16 protein-coding genes, 2 tRNA genes and 2 rRNA genes (1 of these 20 only partly in view) are annotated in these 17881 nt (G+C 41.9%); 17 read left to right on the top strand and 3 right to left on the bottom strand.

What is annotated here, in order from left to right:
* The 8 genes from RCG19_RS11185 to tsaD form a co-directional block, all read left to right on the top strand.
* Window positions 1-1798: ribosomal RNA gene (locus RCG19_RS11185) — 23S ribosomal RNA — on the top strand; it begins 1140 nt to the left of the window's first position.
* A gap of 230 nt (window positions 1799-2028) precedes the next feature.
* Window positions 2029-2145 (top strand): 5S ribosomal RNA (gene rrf / locus RCG19_RS11190).
* 34 nt (window positions 2146-2179) lie between these two features.
* Window positions 2180-2253: transfer RNA gene (locus tag RCG19_RS11195), tRNA-Met, on the top strand.
* Window positions 2254-2255: 2 nt separating this feature from the next.
* Window positions 2256-2329 (top strand) — tRNA-Asp (locus RCG19_RS11200).
* 194 nt (window positions 2330-2523) lie between these two features.
* On the top strand, window positions 2524-2979 hold the full coding sequence (tsaE, locus tag RCG19_RS11205; protein ID WP_308110832.1) for a tRNA (adenosine(37)-N6)-threonylcarbamoyltransferase complex ATPase subunit type 1 TsaE: 456 nt from the start codon (window positions 2524-2526) through the stop codon (window positions 2977-2979).
* Entirely contained in the window at window positions 2976-3683 is a 708-nt protein-coding gene (gene tsaB, locus RCG19_RS11210) for a tRNA (adenosine(37)-N6)-threonylcarbamoyltransferase complex dimerization subunit type 1 TsaB (protein ID WP_308110833.1), read from the top strand. The genes tsaE and tsaB overlap by 4 nt, the downstream gene beginning before the upstream one ends.
* Window positions 3684-3695: 12 nt before the next feature.
* Window positions 3696-4145, top strand: coding sequence for a ribosomal protein S18-alanine N-acetyltransferase (gene rimI, locus RCG19_RS11215; RefSeq protein ID WP_308110834.1), 450 nt, complete (start codon window positions 3696-3698; stop codon window positions 4143-4145).
* Window positions 4142-5167, top strand: a complete 1026-nt coding sequence (tsaD, locus tag RCG19_RS11220; RefSeq protein ID WP_308110835.1) for a tRNA (adenosine(37)-N6)-threonylcarbamoyltransferase complex transferase subunit TsaD — start codon at window positions 4142-4144, stop codon at window positions 5165-5167. The genes rimI and tsaD overlap by 4 nt, the downstream gene beginning before the upstream one ends.
* A 357-nt stretch (window positions 5168-5524) precedes the next feature.
* Here the strand turns inward: tsaD and RCG19_RS11225 are convergent, their stop codons facing one another.
* Complete coding sequence (locus RCG19_RS11225; protein ID WP_308110975.1) at window positions 5525-7444, bottom strand: ABC-F family ATP-binding cassette domain-containing protein; 1920 nt, start codon at window positions 7442-7444, stop codon at window positions 5525-5527.
* Between the two features lie 177 nt (window positions 7445-7621).
* On the opposite strand from RCG19_RS11225, the gene moaC reads away from it, so the two are divergent.
* The 6 genes from moaC to RCG19_RS11255 all read left to right on the top strand — a co-directional run bounded on the left by moaC (window position 7622) and on the right by RCG19_RS11255 (window position 12511).
* Window positions 7622-8119, top strand: a complete 498-nt coding sequence (moaC, locus tag RCG19_RS11230) for a cyclic pyranopterin monophosphate synthase MoaC (RefSeq protein WP_166246697.1) — start codon at window positions 7622-7624, stop codon at window positions 8117-8119.
* Between the two features lie 33 nt (window positions 8120-8152).
* The gene (locus RCG19_RS11235; protein ID WP_308110836.1) at window positions 8153-8815 is read left to right on the top strand and encodes a redox-sensing transcriptional repressor Rex; all 663 of its coding nucleotides are present in this window, start codon (window positions 8153-8155) and stop codon (window positions 8813-8815) included.
* A 107-nt stretch (window positions 8816-8922) separates the two neighbouring features.
* A complete protein-coding gene (locus RCG19_RS11240) occupies window positions 8923-9546 on the top strand; it encodes a YhbD family protein (RefSeq protein ID WP_308110837.1) in 624 nt (207 codons plus the stop codon).
* A 12-nt stretch (window positions 9547-9558) separates the two neighbouring features.
* Window positions 9559-10275 (top strand): polymer-forming cytoskeletal protein, encoded by a 717-nt coding sequence (locus tag RCG19_RS11245; RefSeq protein ID WP_308110838.1) that lies wholly within the window; start codon window positions 9559-9561, stop codon window positions 10273-10275.
* Window positions 10276-10290: 15 nt separating this feature from the next.
* Window positions 10291-10998 carry a cytoplasmic protein gene (locus RCG19_RS11250; RefSeq protein WP_308110840.1) on the top strand — a complete coding sequence of 236 codons (708 nt, stop codon included), beginning with the start codon at window positions 10291-10293 and terminating at the stop codon, window positions 10996-10998.
* A gap of 10 nt (window positions 10999-11008) precedes the next feature.
* Window positions 11009-12511 carry an MDR family MFS transporter gene (locus tag RCG19_RS11255; RefSeq protein WP_308110841.1) on the top strand — a complete coding sequence of 501 codons (1503 nt, stop codon included), beginning with the start codon at window positions 11009-11011 and terminating at the stop codon, window positions 12509-12511.
* 186 nt (window positions 12512-12697) lie between these two features.
* On the opposite strand, the gene RCG19_RS11260 is transcribed toward RCG19_RS11255, so the two are convergent.
* On the bottom strand, window positions 12698-12901 hold the full coding sequence (locus RCG19_RS11260; protein ID WP_308110842.1) for a YdiK family protein: 204 nt from the start codon (window positions 12899-12901) through the stop codon (window positions 12698-12700).
* Window positions 12898-13623, bottom strand: a complete 726-nt coding sequence (locus tag RCG19_RS11265) for a CPBP family intramembrane glutamic endopeptidase (protein ID WP_308110843.1) — start codon at window positions 13621-13623, stop codon at window positions 12898-12900. Before RCG19_RS11265 ends, RCG19_RS11260 begins: the two co-directional genes overlap by 4 nt.
* Before the next feature lie 314 nt (window positions 13624-13937).
* Here RCG19_RS11265 and groES point away from each other — a divergent pair, with 314 nt between their 5' ends.
* The 3 genes from groES (at window position 13938) to RCG19_RS11280 (ending at window position 17351) form a co-directional block, all read left to right on the top strand.
* Complete coding sequence (gene groES, locus RCG19_RS11270) at window positions 13938-14222, top strand: co-chaperone GroES (protein ID WP_007083327.1); 285 nt, start codon at window positions 13938-13940, stop codon at window positions 14220-14222.
* A 53-nt stretch (window positions 14223-14275) separates the two neighbouring features.
* Entirely contained in the window at window positions 14276-15913 is a 1638-nt protein-coding gene (gene groL, locus RCG19_RS11275) for a chaperonin GroEL (RefSeq protein ID WP_308110844.1), read from the top strand.
* Between the two features lie 454 nt (window positions 15914-16367).
* Window positions 16368-17351 carry a hypothetical protein gene (locus RCG19_RS11280; protein ID WP_308110845.1) on the top strand — a complete coding sequence of 328 codons (984 nt, stop codon included), beginning with the start codon at window positions 16368-16370 and terminating at the stop codon, window positions 17349-17351.
* The last annotated feature ends 530 nt before the right edge of the window (window positions 17352-17881 follow it).

Here is a 17881-nt window from a genome sequence, read left to right on the forward strand (position 1 = left end):
CGTAATAGCTCACTGGTCGAGTGACTCTGCGCCGAAAATGTACCGGGGCTAAACGTATCACCGAAGCTGTGGATTGACACCAGAAGGTGTCAGTGGTAGGAGAGCGTTCTAAGGGCGTTGAAGCTAGACCGTAAGGACTGGTGGAGCGCTTAGAAGTGAGAATGCCGGTATGAGTAGCGAAAGATGAGTGAGAATCTCATCCACCGAATGCCTAAGGTTTCCTGAGGAAGGCTCGTCCGCTCAGGGTTAGTCGGGACCTAAGCCGAGGCCGAAAGGCGTAGGCGATGGACAACAGGTTGATATTCCTGTACCACCTCTTTATCGTTTGAGTGATGGGGGGACGCAGGAGGATAGGGTAAGCGCACTGTTGGATATGTGCGTGTAAGCAGTTAGAGCGAGAAGTAGGAAAATCCGCTTCTCACAATGCTTGAGCTGTGATACCGAGGGAAATATAGTACCGAAGTTCCTGATTCCACACTGCCAAGAAAAGCCTCTAGCGAGATAAAAGGTGCCCGTACCGCAAACCGACACAGGTAGGCGAGGAGAGAATCCTAAGGTGAGCGAGAGAACTCTCGTTAAGGAACTCGGCAAAATGACCCCGTAACTTCGGGAGAAGGGGTGCTCTTTAGGGTTCATAGCCCTGAAGAGCCGCAGTGAATAGGCCCAGGCGACTGTTTAGCAAAAACACAGGTCTCTGCGAAGCCGCAAGGCGAAGTATAGGGGCTGACGCCTGCCCGGTGCTGGAAGGTTAAGAGGAGGGGTTAGCGCAAGCGAAGCTCTGAATCGAAGCCCCAGTAAACGGCGGCCGTAACTATAACGGTCCTAAGGTAGCGAAATTCCTTGTCGGGTAAGTTCCGACCCGCACGAAAGGCGTAACGATCTGGGCACTGTCTCAACGAGAGACTCGGTGAAATTATAGTACCTGTGAAGATGCAGGTTACCCGCGACAGGACGGAAAGACCCCGTGGAGCTTTACTGTAGCCTGATATTGAATTTTGGTACAGCTTGTACAGGATAGGTAGGAGCCTGAGAAGCCGGAGCGCTAGCTTCGGTGGAGGCGTCGGTGGGATACTACCCTGGCTGTATTGAAATTCTAACCCGCACCCCTTATCGGGGTGGGAGACAGTGTCAGGTGGGCAGTTTGACTGGGGCGGTCGCCTCCTAAAGAGTAACGGAGGCGCCCAAAGGTTCCCTCAGAATGGTTGGAAATCATTCGTAGAGTGTAAAGGCACAAGGGAGCTTGACTGCGAGACCTACAAGTCGAGCAGGGACGAAAGTCGGGCTTAGTGATCCGGTGGTTCCGCATGGAAGGGCCATCGCTCAACGGATAAAAGCTACCCCGGGGATAACAGGCTTATCTCCCCCAAGAGTCCACATCGACGGGGAGGTTTGGCACCTCGATGTCGGCTCATCGCATCCTGGGGCTGTAGTCGGTCCCAAGGGTTGGGCTGTTCGCCCATTAAAGCGGTACGCGAGCTGGGTTCAGAACGTCGTGAGACAGTTCGGTCCCTATCCGTCGTGGGCGCAGGAAATTTGAGAGGAGCTGTCCTTAGTACGAGAGGACCGGGATGGACGCACCGCTGGTGTACCAGTTGTTCTGCCAAGGGCATCGCTGGGTAGCTATGTGCGGACGGGATAAGTGCTGAAAGCATCTAAGCATGAAGCCCCCCTCAAGATGAGATTTCCCATAGCTCTAAGCTAGTAAGAACCCTGAAAGATGATCAGGTTGATAGGTCAGAGGTGGAAGCGTGGCGACATGTGGAGCTGACTGATACTAATCGTTCGAGGACTTAACCAAATAGAAAAGCGGAAGCGGCCGGTTAGCAACGTATGGCCTGGAGGGCTTTGACTGAGATAAAGGAAACACGAAGAGCGTTAGCGATTCGATGTTGACTTATCGTAGGGAAAAGACCGAAGGACACTAGTTGCTGGACGCTGGAGCTAGACAAATTTTAAAAGCGAACTTGATTTTTACAAACTTCTTCTGCATTATCTAGTTTTGAGGGAATGATTCCTCAAGTAAAATAGTCTGGTAACAATGGCGAGAAGGTCACACCCGTTCCCATACCGAACACGGAAGTTAAGCTTCTCAGCGCCGATGGTAGTTGGGGCATGCGCCCCTGTGAGAGTAGGACGTTGCCAGGCTGTTTATTTATAACAAAATGAACATTTTTATTGTCGCGGGGTGGAGCAGTCTGGTAGCTCGTCGGGCTCATAACCCGAAGGTCGCAGGTTCAAATCCTGTCCCCGCAATTGGTCTGGTAGTTCAGTTGGTTAGAATGCCTGCCTGTCACGCAGGAGGTCGCGGGTTCGAGTCCCGTCCAGACCGTCTTAATAGTTATTTAAATCAAGTCGGAACAGGGTTTCGTCTTTTTTTATGCGTTCTTTATTGATAATGATTAAGCTGCTAGTTCAGAAAAGGTAATTTAATCCCCTTAGGAGCAATCCTAAGGTTTTTTTTACATAAAAATAAGGGTAATATGTAGATAGACAAACATTATGATAAAGTATAAAGGTGATTAAATGGATCAATTTGAATTAAAAACGGCAGATTCTGAGGAGACTTCACAATTTGCAGCAATGCTTGCACATTTCTTACATCCGGGTGATGTCCTAGCCCTTGAGGGTGATTTAGGTGCTGGAAAAACAACCTTTACGAAAGGTCTGGCTAAGGGTCTAGAGATAAAAAGAACGGTGAATAGCCCGACATTTACCATCATTAAAGAATATAAAGGAAAGCTGCCACTGTATCATATGGATGTCTATCGGCTGGCAGATGCTCCGGAAGACTTGGGATTTGATGAATACTTTGAAGGTGATGGAGTTACAGTAGTGGAATGGGCACACTTAATTGAAGAGCAACTTCCTTCTGAACTATTAACGATTTACCTGTATCATGAAGGTCAAGAGGAACGGAGAATCGTGTTAGCACCAAAAGGTAAAAGATATGAGCAATTATGTAAGGAGATTTTTAGATGACCATACTGGCGATTGATACTTCTAATAATCCATTAGGGGTAGCGCTTTTAGATGATAATCAAGTGCTTGGTGAATATATTACGAATATAAAGAAGAATCACTCCGTCCGCGTGATGCCGGCCATTCAGAGGTTAATGGAGGATTGCGAAAAGGTTCCGGCTGATCTAACGAAGATTGTTGTGGCAAAGGGGCCAGGGTCGTATACTGGTGTGAGAATTGGTGTTACGATTGCGAAAACACTAGCGTGGACCTTAAATATACCGCTTGTCGGAATCTCAAGCTTAGAAATTTTGGCTGCAGGAGCTGGGCGGTACTTTAATGGCTTTGTGGCACCCATTGTCGATGCTAGAAGGGGACAAGTCTATACGGCACTATATCGCTATCAGGATGGAGTGCTGACAGCAGTGGAGCAGGATCAGTTGGTTATGATAGATGAGTGGGCAGCTAAATTAGCAGATTTTAATGAACCCATTTTATTTGTTGGAAATGACCTGTCGCTTCATCGAACGAAGATAGTAGAAGTAGTAGGATCGCAAGCTGTGATTGCCAGCGAAACGGAACACAATCCACGTCCGTCGGAACTGGCATTATTGGGCAGGCAAAAATCGGGAGAAGACATCCATTCCTTTGTTCCCAATTATATCCGTCTAGCGGAGGCGGAACAGAAATGGTTAGAAGCAAAAGGGAAAATTTTAAATGGATAGGGATAGAGAAATATGGTAGATTCTTATGTTTTTCGTTATATGAGGGAAGAGGATATTGACCAGGTAGTAGAAGTGGAGCAGGCTTCCTTTACCACTCCATGGAGCCGGGAAGCATTTTATAATGAATTACATACTAATAAATTTGCTGTTTATATCGTCATTGAGAATGATCATAAAATTATCGGATATTGCGGGACATGGGTTGTTATCGATGAAGCACATGTAACGAATGTGGCCATTTTGCCGGAATATAGAGGTAAAAAGCTAGGGGAGGCATTAATGAGCAAGTTAATGTCGGTATCGAGAGAAATGGGTGCAAGAACTATGACACTTGAAGTGAGAGTAACAAATCATGTGGCACAATCCCTTTACCGTAAGCTGGGGTTCGAAAATGGCGGCATCCGAAAAAATTATTATTCTGATAATCAGGAAGATGCACAGATAATGTGGGTGAAATTATGAAAAAGGATTTATTAATACTAGGAATTGAAACTAGCTGTGATGAGACGGCAGTCGCTATTATTAAAAATGGCCGCGAGATTGTTGCAAATGTAGTAGCTTCACAAATTGAAAGTCATAAACGCTTTGGCGGGGTGGTGCCTGAAATCGCTTCGCGTCATCATGTTGAGCAAATAACTCTTGTGATTGAAGAGGCTTTAAATCAGGCGAATGTAACCTTTGGGGAAATTGATGCTATAGCGGTAACGGAAGGGCCGGGGTTAGTAGGAGCGCTATTGATTGGGGTAAATGCAGCGAAGACACTTGCCTTTGCTCATAATAAGCCGCTAGTACCCGTCCATCATATCGCGGGGCATATTTATGCAAACAGGCTGATCACAGAGTTAAGATTTCCACTCTTAGCATTAGTCGTTTCAGGCGGCCATACAGAGCTAGTGTATATGAAAGAGCATGGTCACTTTGAAGTGATTGGTGAGACGAGGGACGACGCAGCAGGTGAAGCCTACGATAAGGTTGCAAGGACATTGAATATGCCGTATCCGGGCGGGCCGCATATTGATCGTTTAGCGCAGGAGGGGACTCCAACAATTGATTTGCCAAGGGCGTGGCTTGAGGAAGGCTCCTACGACTTTAGCTTCAGTGGGTTAAAATCAGCTGTCATTAATACGGTTCATAACGCGGAGCAGCGTGGTGAGACGATCGCCCCAGAAGATCTGGCAGCCAGCTTTCAAGCAAGTGTGATAGAGGTGCTTGTGAAAAAGACAGAGAAAGCTGTAGCCGAGTACGGGGTCGAACAGGTTCTGGTTGCCGGTGGAGTAGCCGCCAATAAAGGATTACGGAATGCTTTAGAAAAAAGCTTTTCTGAAAAACCGGGTATCGAACTAGTTATCCCGCCTTTATCATTATGCACAGACAATGCGGCGATGATAGCTGCCGCTGGAAGTATCATGTTTGAAAAAGGAATCAGAGCAGATTTAGCGCTAAATGCCATTCCTGGTCTTGATATTGAGTTGTATAACGAGTAGCTCTTCTGAATAAGAAGAGTTTTTTTTTGATAGATCCACTGGCGCTCATTAATGAAAAAAAGACGGAACAGCAGATAAATGTGGATAAAGTTTTTAAAAAATACAGTAAATTATCATCAAATTGTGGATAACCCTGTGTATACTGTTGATAATGTGGATAAAAACAGTGTTTACTGTGGATAATGTGGAAAAGCTTAAAAACCCCCTAGGATTAAACAATTTTAAATGTGAATAATACTGTGGAAAAGTGGATATTTTATAAAAATCCTTGGAGATTTTGTCGATACTTGCTGATAATTTGTCGATAAATATTATAAACGAAAAAACCGGGCGATCCCACCGGCCCGGTTTTACAGGTTAATCGGCTAACTCAGCCCATTCTTCCATTAATTGCTCTAGTTCTGCTTTAGCCTTTTCGTTATTAACATTGATTTCTAAGACCAATTCATGATTCTGAAAGACTTCAGGGTTACATAATTGCTGCTCGTAGCCTTGAATTTGTTCCTCAAGCTCCTCAATCCGCAGTTCCGTCTCTTCTAGCTTTCTTTTACGCTGCCGCTCAAGTTTCTTACTTTCCTTATCCTGTTGATAACTATTTTTCTCAAAAGCTTCCTTTTCAGCTGCAGCTTTACCTGTGGCAGCCAGTGCTAGTGCCGCCAGTTCTTCTTGTTCCAATTTCTTTTCCAGATAATAGTCATAATCGCCAAGAAACTCTACGCTGCCATGACGGCTAAGTTCTAACACCTTCGTTGCAATCCGATTAATGAAATACCTGTCATGTGAAACGAATAAAATCGTTCCAGGGTAATCAATTAGGGCATTTTCGAGAACTTCTTTGCTATCCAAATCAAGGTGGTTGGTTGGCTCGTCCAATATTAATACGTTCGCTTTCTCTAACATGAGCTTAGCGAGAGCCAGACGGGCTTTCTCACCGCCACTTAAAGTGGAAACAATTTTTAACACATCATCACCGGAAAAAAGGAAGTTCCCCAAAACCGTCCGTATCTCTTTTTCGGGTTTTAACGGATAGTCATCCCAGAGTTCATTTAAGACACGCTTATTAGAGGTTAATACTGCCTGTTCCTGGTCATAATAGCCAATTGAAAGGTTTGTCCCATACTGGACCGTTCCCGATAATGCCGGCAGCTTCTTAATAATAGTTTTTAACAGTGTTGATTTCCCAATCCCATTAGGGCCAACAAGGGCAATGCTTTCTCCTCTGTAGGCACGAAAGGAAATGGACTCCGAAATCTTTTCACCATCATAGCCAACAGCAAGCGAGTCTACCATTAAAACGTCATTCCCGCTTTGTTTTTCAATACCAAAAGCGAAGGTAGCAGACTTTTCATCTCCAAGCGGCCGGTCCATGATCTCCATCTTTTCAAGCTTTTTCCGCCGGCTTTGCGCTCGCTTTGTCGTTGAAGCGCGCGCTAAATTTTTTTGGATAAAATCCTGCAGATTGGCGACTTCCTGCTGCTGTTTTTCAAATACCTTCATGTCTCGCTCATAATTGGCCGCTTTTTGGTCAAGGTAAGCACTATAATTGCCCGTAAACCTCGCGATTTGTTTTCGAGATACCTCGTAGACCTGTGTAACGACTTTATCTAAAAAATAGCGGTCATGGGAGACGATTAGAATCGCGCCATCATAGCTTTGTAAATATTGTTCGAGCCATGAGAGGGTATCAATATCGAGATGGTTCGTAGGCTCGTCCAAAATTAAGATGTCGGGTCTCGTTAATAGGAGTTTCCCGAGGGCAAGGCGAGTTTTCTGTCCGCCACTTAAACTAGAAATCATCAGAGAATTGTCGAGAAAGTTTAATCCATGAAGGACGGAACGGATATCGGCCTCATATTGATACCCACCCTGTTCCTTAAATTCGACCTGAAGCTGATCATAGTCCTTCATAATTCGTTCGTACTTTACTGTGTTTTCATAAATATGAGGATCAGCCATTTGCTCTTCAAGCTTGCGGAGTGACTTTTCCATTGTACGGAGCAATTCAAAAACGGTCAGCATTTCTTCCCAAATCGACAAATTGGACTCAAGGCCGGTATTCTGCGCTAAATAGCCGATGGTCACTTCCTTTGGCTTGATAATCTCGCCGCCATCATGTGACAAGTGCCCGGCAATAATCTTCAGTAATGTCGATTTTCCTGCACCATTGCGGCCAACAAGAGCCACACGGTCCCGCGTTTGTAATTCCAGCTTTATATTCGATAAAATAAGGTCAGCACCATAATATTTTTGTAATTGATTTACCTGCAGTAAAATCATCATTATTCACCTCTTACATATAAATAGTGTAACGTATAAAGGGAATGTGGGCAATAAAGCACCTACTATCAAGCGGATGAATTCTCAATTCGACAAAAAATGTAATAATTAGTTCAAAGTTTCACACAAATTGAAGCAAAAATAGTGTATTATTTTTTTGTAGGAGGATTATTTTTTATGGCTGAATTTACTCATTTTAATGAAGAAGGCAGAGCAAAAATGGTCGATGTCAGTGATAAACCAGAAACGGCACGGACCGCTCTTGCCCATTCCAGTATAACGGTAAGCAAAGAAATATTTGATAAAATAAACAATCATGAAATGAAAAAAGGCGATGTATTAGCGGTAGCCCAGGTGGCGGGGGTTATGGCGGCTAAAAAAACATGGGATCTGATTCCGATGTGTCACCCGATCCCATTAACAGGGGTAAATATCTCGTTCTCATGGGAAAAGGCCGAGCAAGATCAAGTTCAATTACATATTGCTGCTGCGGTTAAAACAAAGGGAAATACGGGTGTGGAGATGGAAGCGCTCACAGCGGCATCTGCTTGTGCGTTAACCGTCTATGATATGTGTAAAGCCGTCGATAAAGGAATGGTCATTGGGCCAACCTACTTAGTAGAGAAAACTGGCGGGAAAAATGGTGATTTTAAGCGAATAGAACAAGTAAGATGATCGTTTACTAAAATTCAAAGGGGTGTGGGAGAAATGAGTAATGAAACGATGAAAATACCACAGGCGACAGCCAAGCGGCTGCCCCTCTATTATCGATTTTTGAAAAATTTGCATAGTTCCGGCAAACAACGGGTTTCATCAGCAGAATTAAGTGAAGCGGTTAAGGTGGACTCAGCAACGATCCGCCGCGACTTTTCCTATTTTGGCGCTTTGGGAAAAAAGGGCTATGGGTACAATGTTAATTACTTATTAACGTTCTTCCGGAAAACCCTCGACCAAGATGAATTGACAAAGGTTGCGTTAATTGGGGTTGGTAATCTTGGAACAGCCTTTTTAAACTATAACTTTTTAAAAAATAATAATACAAAAATATCATGTGCCTTCGATGTCGATACGGCCAAAATGGGGACGATGATTCGCGAGGTTCCCGTTTTTCATATGGATGAGTTGGAGAAGGTGTTAGTGGAGGAACAAATTTCGGTTGCGATTCTAACGGTTCCAGCTCCAGTAGCACAGATGATCACGGACCGGCTTGTGGGTGCCAATGTGAAGGGGATCTTAAATTTCACACCAGCAAGATTAAATGTTCCTCCATCCATACGGGTCCATCATATTGACCTGGCAGTTGAACTGCAATCATTGGTTTACTTTTTAAAGCATTATCCGACAGGCGAAATAGAGGAAATGGAAGAATAAAATGTGTAAGGGCTTTTCACTGAAAAAGGTGGGAAGTCTTTTTTTATGACTTTACAAGCGTAACAGTGTTATGTTACATTATAAAATATAGAAAGGGGTTATGAACAATGAGTGAGGAATTAATTTCGAAAAAGGACTTATTGGATATGGCCGGGATATCGTACGGACAGCTGTATCGCTGGAAGCGGAAGGATTTAATTCCTGAGGATTGGTTTATTCGGAAATCCACGTTTACCGGGCAGGAAACCTTTTTTCCAAAAGAAAAGATCTTAGAACGAATAGATAAGATTCAGACGATGAAAGAGAATCTTTCCCTCGATGAATTAGCAGACATGTTTTCACCTAACGTAACAGAGTTACATTTCACGAATGAAGAACTAGTAAAACGTAACATTGTTTCAGGGGCGGTTATGAATGTTTATTTGGAAAATGAAAAGGGTGGTTCGCATTTTGATTTTTCGAGAATACTGGAAGTTTTCGTCTTAGAAAAACTACTTCAATCGGGCCAAATAAATTTGGATGAAGGAAAGATGCTGCTTCAGGTCTTAAAAGATCACAGGGGATTAATCAAACAAAAGAATGGGGAAATCGTGCTGACGAGAAAGCTTGGGGTCTCCTCCTGTTTTTTATTCATTAATGCAGAGGAAGTAAAGTTTGAACAGGGAACGAAAGTCGTTGTTCAGCTTTCACTTGTGAAATCCATGGAAGAAATGAAGGCGAACTTACTATAAAGGAGAATGAACATGGATATGAAAAAAAGGGGAGACCTAAGTATTAACGGCTTTGGGTCAGCAAATGGCGGGGAATTTCATAAAGTGATTATCAATGGAAAAGGAACCGTTACTAACGACTTAGAGTGTGTAGAATTTGACTGTAATGGTTCGGGGACGGTCAATGGCAATGTTAAAACGAACAGTGCGAAGGTGAATGGGACTGGGAAAATTAAAGGAAATCTTGAATGTAAGAAATTAATAGTAGATGGAACGGCGAAAATTGGCGAAAACCTTTATGTGGAAAACTTTAAGGTAGCAGGAAAAACCACTGTCGGCGGAAGGGTAAAGGCCGAGGAAATCAGGGTTAAAGGCAGGCTTATAGTAGAAGGAGATTGTGAAGCCGAAACGTTTAAAGCAGAATCACTATTTATGATTGGCGGTCTTTTAAATGCGGATCAGGTGGATATTAAGATCTTTGGAGAATGTAAGGCAAAGGAAATTGGCGGGCAAACGATTCTTATTAAACAAAAACCTGCCTTAATGGGATTATTTAAACCCCTTATTCAAACACAGCTGGAAACGGATTTAATCGAAGGGGACAAAATTGAACTAGAAAACACGAAGGCTGCAGTGGTTCGCGGCAACCAAATCACCATTGGGGCAAAATGTGAGATTGGTCTCGTTGAATATACGGGTGAGCTATCGGTTGATAAAAAGGCCATTGTAAAAGAGTCCAGAAAGGTTTAAAAGGGGGAAACAGAAATGACAAAGGGTCAAAATCTGATGATAAATGGTTCGGGCAATTATCCAGGCGGACGCTACGACAAGGTAAGTATTCGCGGGGAAGGGACGATTGAAAATGCGGTCGATTGTTCGTCGTTTCATATCTATGGTACAAGTGAGGCACTGGCCGATGTGAAAGCAGGATCCGTTAAAGTGCTCGGAGAAGCGGAAGTAAAAGGGAATATGGAATCCGGTAACATGCTTGTGATGGGGACGCTGTCGATTGACGGGAGAGCCAGCTTGGAAAAGATGAAGATCCTCGGCACGCTTGAGGTAGGGGATCGGCTCTATGGTGAAACGGCAAATATTAAGGGCAGTATTTCCGTGGGAGGAGACGTCGAGTATGAGAAATTTGATTTAAGCGGCGGGTTCGAAATCAAAGGTCTCCTCAATGCCGGAGCTGTAACTATCGGCTTGCGTTTTGGCGAAAGTACGGCAGAAGAAATTGGTGGCGAGAAAATCACGGTTAAAAGAAAAACGTCACTTCTCCCGTTTGTAAAGGATGAAGGATCGCTGGTTGCGAAGGTGGTTGAAGGCGATGAAGTGTTTCTAGAAAATACAAAGGCGGATGTTGTGAGGGGAAAGCTGGTCAAAATTGGTTCAGGTTGTCAAATTGGCCGGGTAGAGTACTCAACAGAATTTATCCAGGATAAGAATTCAACTGTCAAAATGTCTGAAAAAATATAGAGGAGGAGCTATGACGGCTAAAGAAAGTAAATTAGGGTTGGTTGTTGCAGGGTTATTACTGGGGATTTTGATGGCATCGATGGATAACACAATCGTCGTTACCGCGATGGGGACGATTGTTGGGGACCTTGGCGGGTTGGAGAGCTTTGTCTGGGTTGTTTCCGCCTATATGGTTGCGGAAATGGCAGGGATGCCGATTTTCGGTAAGTTATCTGATATGTACGGACGGAAACGGTTTTTTATTTTTGGATTAATTTTATTTATGGCAGGTTCTGCGCTGTGTGGGACAGCAGAGACCATCACCCAATTAAGTATTTACCGTGCGATTCAGGGTGTTGGCGGCGGCGCACTTGTACCGATTGCCTTTACGATTATGTTTGACCTCTTTCCTCCTGAAAAGCGCGGGAAAATGGGCGGACTGTTTGGGGCCGTATTTGGCCTATCGAGCATTTTTGGTCCATTGCTGGGGGCCTATATTACTGACCATATCAGCTGGCATTGGATTTTCTATATTAACTTGCCACTCGGGATTTTGTCACTGATTTTTATTGTCATCTCCTATAAAGAATCTCCGATCCACCAAAAGCAATCGATTGATTGGTGGGGAGCAGTGACATTAATTGGAGCGGTTGTTTGTCTCATGTTTGCCCTTGAACTCGGTGGACAGAAATATGCTTGGGATTCCACCGTCATTTTAAGTTTATTCACCGGATTTGCCGTCCTTTTTCTCCTCTTCTTATTTGTTGAGACAAAGGCAAAGGATCCGATCATTTCATTTTCGATGTTTAAAAATCAACTGTTTGCTGGAAGTACACTTGTCGGCTTATTTTACGGAGCGGCGTTTATGGCGGCGACTGTTTATATCCCGATATTTGTGCAAGGTGTATACGGCGGCAGTGCCACCAATTCGGGTCTGATCTTATTGCCAATGATGGTAGGTTCGGTTGTGACGGCGCAGGTCGGCGGATTTTTAACGACAAAAATGAGTTACCGGAACATCATGTTCTTGTCAGGTCTGATTTTGATTGGTGGCTTATTGTTGTTAAGTACCATCACGCCGGATACAAGCCGGGCCTTGTTGACCGTCTATATGGTCGTAATTGGGTTAGGTGTTGGGTTCTCATTTTCTGTTTTAAGCATGGCGGCGATTCATCCGTTTGGCATGGAGCAACGGGGTTCTGCCACCTCAACAAGTAACTTTATTCGTTCCTTTGGGATGACCGTCGGTGTGACAATTTTTGGGATGATCCAAAGGACTGATTTAAAGCATGGGCTGGAAAAGGCCTTCTCAGGCATGGGACCCATGCCAAAGGGGGATTCACGTGAATTGTTATCGGAGCAGGCAAGAGCACAGATCCCAGCACCAATCTTGGATAAAATCACAGATGCCCTTTCGAGTTCCATCGTTCACACCTTTACCTGGGCACTCGTTCCAGCGGGCTTAGCGTTCCTATTTATCTTCATTTTAGGGAAAGAGCGAATGGTGATGAATAAAGGGGAAGTTTCGAAATAGGATCGATCTACGTTTGAAAAAAGGGGAGTATTTTGGGTTTCGCAAATAAACTGGATGGTTTCGCAAACAAACTAGCATGTTTCGCAAACAAATGCAGTAGATTCGCAAATAAACGGCTCATATTCGCAAATAAATTAAGAATACTTTTAAAAAAGGATCCCGAGCTGAAAACCGGGATCCTGTTCTTTATTTCTTCTTCGACTTTTTCTTGAATTTAAAATGAAACATCATCATTTTTAACCCAGAGCCAAAATCAAATGTTGCTAATAAAACGAGAAGGTAGCTAAAGAAGCCCCAGCCATTGGCTCGTACATCATCAATCGCAAAGTAAGTAAATACTGCACCAAGCAGGAAGTAGATTAATCCGGAAAACAAGGGTGAACGTTTCATAGGAATCCTCCGATAAAGTTTTGAAGCGTCTCAGCCTCACGTTGCAGTCGTTCAAGATCGTCTTTGTAAACAGTCTGAACCAAGACAACCAAGGTATTCATCGTAACATGGGCAAAAATCGGTACCAAAATATGCTTGGTTTTGACATAGAGAAAAGCGAAGGTAAAGCCCATGGCTGAATACAGAAGAATATGCTGGAACTCCGTATGCGCTGCGGCAAAGATGACTGAACTAATCAGTGCCGAAATAAAAAAGTTAAAGCGCTTATGAAGCGCACCGAAAATAATCTTTCGAAATACTATTTCTTCTAAAATAGGTCCGATGATACTCGTCACAATAATAGCTGCCGGCATCAAATCAATGATGCGTAGAATATTCTGGGTGTTCTCAGAACCCATATCAATGCCCAAAAGTCTTTCAATCCATGCAGCGCAAATTTGTGCAAAGTATGCTAGAAAAACCCCAAAAATGGCCCACATGAACGAGGTGCCGTAAGAGGAACCGCCCCTGTTTTCAAAGTTTTTGGTGTTCATTTCCTTCCGTAAAATAAACAGAATGATAAGGAGGGCAATAGAAAAACTGGCAATTAGCCAAACAGGTACAGCGAGACTTGGGCTGATTCCTCCCGCTTTAAAGCTGGACATCATTATAGGGAGCCCGACAAGACTAGAAAGCTGCATAGCAATATAAACAATGATGACAATCCAATATTCCTTTTTCAAATTTTACTGTCTCCTTTTTCTTCTAACCAATATCTATTGATTCATATTCGAATGTTTACGTCATTACTATTCATTTTACTCATAAAACTGCAACTGTTTCAATTTAGAAGAACTTTTTAAAAAAGCAGGTATAGAAAGATCAGTTTTTCACATACTTATTAAGGTTGTAGAAAAGCAAAATTCTTTTGTAAAAATTTATGCTTCATACTTGCAAAAGATTTTCAGATTCATTATTATAATAATTGTGTTAGCACTCATTCACAGAGAGTGCTAATAAGTCAGAATTACATATATCTTTGAGGAGGTTGTTTGATTTGTTAAGACCATTAGGTGATCGCATTGTCATTGAGCTTGTTGAATCAGAAGAAAAAACTGCAAGCGGTATCGTATTACCGGATTCAGCGAAGGAAAAGCCTCAAGAAGGAAAAGTTGTTGCCGTGGGTACTGGCCGCGTCCTAGAAAGCGGAGAACGTGTAGCACTTGAAGTTGCTGTCGGCGACCGTATTATCTTCTCAAAATACGCTGGTACTGAAGTGAAGTACGAAGGCGTAGAATATTTACTTTTACGTGAAAATGATATCCTTGCTGTCATCGCATAATAAGGAAATTTTTTAAAAAATAAAGATGAAAAAATACGAGGAGGTTTTTTACAATGGCTAAAGAGATTAAATTTAGTGAAGACGCGCGCCGCGCAATGCTACGTGGTGTTGATACACTTGCAGATACAGTTAAAGTAACTCTTGGACCTAAAGGACGCAACGTGGTTCTAGAGAAAAAATTTGGTTCACCGCTTATTACAAACGACGGTGTAACCATCGCAAAAGAAATCGAATTAGAAGATGCATTCGAAAACATGGGTGCGAAACTTGTTGCTGAAGTAGCAAGCAAAACAAATGATGTTGCCGGTGACGGTACAACAACTGCAACAGTTCTTGCTCAAGCGATGATCCGCGAAGGCTTAAAGAACGTGACAGCTGGCGCTAACCCAATGGGTATCCGTAAAGGGATTGAAAAAGCAGTTGCTGTAGCAGTTGAAGAATTAAAAGCTATTTCAAAACAAATCGAAGGCAAAGAGTCTATCGCTCAAGTTGCTGCGATTTCTTCCGATGACAAAGAAGTAGGCCAATTAATCGCTGAAGCAATGGAGCGCGTTGGCAACGACGGTGTTATCACAATCGAAGAATCTAAAGGCTTCACTACTGAATTAGATGTAGTTGAAGGTATGCAATTCGACCGCGGTTACACTTCTGCTTACATGGTAACAAACACAGATAAAATGGAAGCTGTATTAGAAAATCCATATATCTTAATTACAGATAAGAAGATTTCTAGCATTCAAGAAATCCTTCCTGTTCTTGAGCAAGTGGTACAACAAAGCAAGCCATTATTATTAATCGCTGAAGATATCGAAGGTGAAGCACTTTCTACTTTGGTATTGAACAAACTTCGCGGAACATTCAATGCAGTTGCTGTTAAAGCTCCTGGCTTCGGTGACCGTCGTAAAGCAATGCTTGAAGATATCGCTGCCTTAACTGGCGGTGAAGTGATTACTGAAGAACTTGGCCGTGAATTAAAAACAACAACTATCACTTCTTTAGGTCGTGCTACTAAAGTTGTTGTGACTAAAGAAAACACAACAATCGTTGAAGGTGCTGGCGAAACTGCTGAAATTCAAGCACGTGTAAACCAAATCCGCGTTCAATTAGACGATACAACTTCTGAATTTGACCGTGAAAAATTACAAGAGCGCTTAGCTAAATTAGCTGGCGGTGTAGCAGTCATCAAAGTTGGTGCTGCAACTGAAACTGAATTAAAAGAGCGCAAACTACGCATCGAAGACGCTTTGAACGCAACTCGTGCTGCTGTTGAAGAAGGTATCGTATCCGGTGGTGGTGTAGCCCTTCTTAACGTATACAGCAAAGTGGCTGCTGTTGAAGCTGAAGGTGATGTTGCTACAGGTATCAACATCGTATTACGTGCGATGGAAGAACCAGTTCGCACCATCGCTCAAAATGCTGGTCTTGAAGGATCTGTCATCGTTGACCGCTTAAAGCGCGAAACAGTAGGCACAGGCTTCAACGCAGCATCCGGCGAATGGGTAAACATGATCGACGCTGGAATCGTTGACCCAACTAAGGTTACACGTTCAGCACTTCAAAACGCTGCATCTGTTGCAGCAATGTTCTTAACAACTGAAGCGGTTGTTGCTGACAAACCAGAACCAGCTGGTGCAGGCGGCATGGGTATGCCTGACATGGGCGGTATGGGTGGAATGGGCGGCATGATGTAAGGCTTTTGAGCCATACATCAGAAAAATAGTTATAGCTATTTTTCCTCCATTTTGAGAAGTAGTCATGTAAATAATTTATATCAATAACAATAACCACTTCCTATAAAAATTAGGGAGTGGTTTTTTGTGTTGTTAAAATTTGCGTATCAAGACTTTTTGGATGACAGACGTTTCAAGAATACGACCAAAACTAATATCAAAAACTATGAAATGCTTTTAGGAAAATTTGTTTATTATTGCATTGAGAACCAAGTAGTTAATGTTGAGGACATTACATATAGCCATGTTCGGCAATACCTTTTAAATTGCCAAGAAAAGGGCGAATTTTTTAGATTTTGTTACAAGTTTTGTTAGAGAACATAATGCACATAGCAATGATAGAATACAAAAGCTTGATGCTGAAAGTTCAATTGAAATACTTCGTACTGTTGAAACAGACTCCAAAAGTTCAATTATGACAATGACGGGGATTATAATAGATAAGGAATTTAACTTAGTGCAAGTGGTAAGAAAGCTATATTCACAAAAAGGATATAAAATGATAAATCAAAGAGGAAGGGTAGTAGAGTTAAACGAAAATACAGAACATGTTAATATCTGCAGAAATTTGTTTGGAACTCCTTTAGAATGCTTTATCTCATTTTCAACGCAAGGTTTATTTAGAATAGATATAGTATTAAAACAAGATATTAGAGATTCAGATTTTTCCAAAGGTGTTAATCAATTTTATCTAGAGCAATTAATACAAAAAGATGTTATTGAAAAAGATTTATTATCTATTGTTTCTAAAAACGTAACAATTGTTAGGGGTATTCCTACAACTCAACAGTATACCTCTTTAAATTATTTAGACTTAGTGATGGGGATTCATGAAAGAATGAGAAGAAATTTACAATTGAATATAAGTAACCATTTAAGAGAATCTTCAATAAAATTTTCTACAGAGGATTTTGTTTTAGGTTGTTCGTTATCATTGAATAATAACGACAGAGATATTTTTTATAAAGTTAGGAATATGTTCGATGGATACAATCTAAGAAGGGATATTAAATCCGAAATAACAGAAGGAAAAGTCAAAAAGTTTCTCTATATCTATCTTTGTCCTTATAATCTTACAAATGCTGCCGAAATAGAGACAACCGTTACAACCTATGTAAACGATAAATTCCCTGAATTAGATTTCAAACTTGATTTAATACAAATTTCTGAATTAGAAGTAAGGCAATTGATTGAAAAAGATTATAGTTCTATCGAGTTAACTATAAGTAATTTAAAGGAAAAGGTCTTATCATTACATAGTGAGCATACCCAAACGATTAAAATAGATGATTCGAATAAAGATTTTGAAGAGAATGAAGAGGAAATAGAAGATATTGAAGAAGTTGATGAGAAAATAAATAATAATCCATTTGAAAAAGAACCAATAGAGGTATTATAATCTTTAATTTTTTATATTGATTGTTTAGACATCCAGAAAGTTGGATGTCTTTTTTGATTTACACATTTCCATTGATAGTGATGGTTAACCGACTGTTGTGTTGTGCTACGATTGAATTAAAAAGCATTGGTTTGTTGTGGGTTGGATGTAATAAAAGACCACTCTCATTCACAAACTGGCATTCGGTAAGTTTCCGACACGATTCAAATAAATGGTATTTTTTAGTGCGGTAAAGTGATGAAACCTGTAGTAAAGTTCTGATGTAGTTCAAAAAGGATAATCAATGACGAGGTGTATCCTATGAGTGTTGTCTCAGTATGGACATTCCAGTTTTCATAAGTGTTGTATTCTATAAGCTTTCTGTTTCAAAAGGTACACCTTTCGGGATAGTTATGTACTCCCTATAAAATCAACGTTATTGTAGTCCTAAAAGGTCATAAAAACATTTTCGGGATGTCTTGAAAATACGAATGACATTTTGAGATATAGGGACTGAGTGATCTCGGGTCCATTTCCAATGTTAAAAAAAG

Source organism: Neobacillus sp. OS1-2, from assembly GCF_030915505.1.
In the GTDB taxonomy this organism is placed as follows: domain Bacteria; phylum Bacillota; class Bacilli; order Bacillales; family Cytobacillaceae; genus Neobacillus.

Excerpts from the sequence above, each read along its gene's own strand:
- RCG19_RS11245 (WP_308110838.1), top strand. The coding sequence starts at position 9,559 with ATGGATATGAAAAAAAGGGGAGACCTAAGTATTAACGGCTTTGGGTCA.
- tsaB (WP_308110833.1), top strand. The coding sequence starts at position 2,976 with ATGACCATACTGGCGATTGATACTTCTAATAATCCATTAGGGGTAGCG.
- tsaE (WP_308110832.1), top strand. The coding sequence starts at position 2,524 with ATGGATCAATTTGAATTAAAAACGGCAGATTCTGAGGAGACTTCACAA.
- rimI (WP_308110834.1), top strand. The coding sequence starts at position 3,696 with ATGGTAGATTCTTATGTTTTTCGTTATATGAGGGAAGAGGATATTGAC.
- RCG19_RS11260 (WP_308110842.1), bottom strand. The coding sequence starts at position 12,901 with ATGAAACGTTCACCCTTGTTTTCCGGATTAATCTACTTCCTGCTTGGT.
- RCG19_RS11255 (WP_308110841.1), top strand. The coding sequence starts at position 11,009 with ATGACGGCTAAAGAAAGTAAATTAGGGTTGGTTGTTGCAGGGTTATTA.
- RCG19_RS11250 (WP_308110840.1), top strand. The coding sequence starts at position 10,291 with ATGACAAAGGGTCAAAATCTGATGATAAATGGTTCGGGCAATTATCCA.
- tsaD (WP_308110835.1), top strand. The coding sequence starts at position 4,142 with ATGAAAAAGGATTTATTAATACTAGGAATTGAAACTAGCTGTGATGAG.
- RCG19_RS11225 (WP_308110975.1), bottom strand. The coding sequence starts at position 7,444 with ATGATTTTACTGCAGGTAAATCAATTACAAAAATATTATGGTGCTGAC.
- moaC (WP_166246697.1), top strand. The coding sequence starts at position 7,622 with ATGGCTGAATTTACTCATTTTAATGAAGAAGGCAGAGCAAAAATGGTC.
- RCG19_RS11235 (WP_308110836.1), top strand. The coding sequence starts at position 8,153 with ATGAGTAATGAAACGATGAAAATACCACAGGCGACAGCCAAGCGGCTG.
- groL (WP_308110844.1), top strand. The coding sequence starts at position 14,276 with ATGGCTAAAGAGATTAAATTTAGTGAAGACGCGCGCCGCGCAATGCTA.
- RCG19_RS11240 (WP_308110837.1), top strand. The coding sequence starts at position 8,923 with ATGAGTGAGGAATTAATTTCGAAAAAGGACTTATTGGATATGGCCGGG.
- RCG19_RS11280 (WP_308110845.1), top strand. The coding sequence starts at position 16,368 with ATGACAATGACGGGGATTATAATAGATAAGGAATTTAACTTAGTGCAA.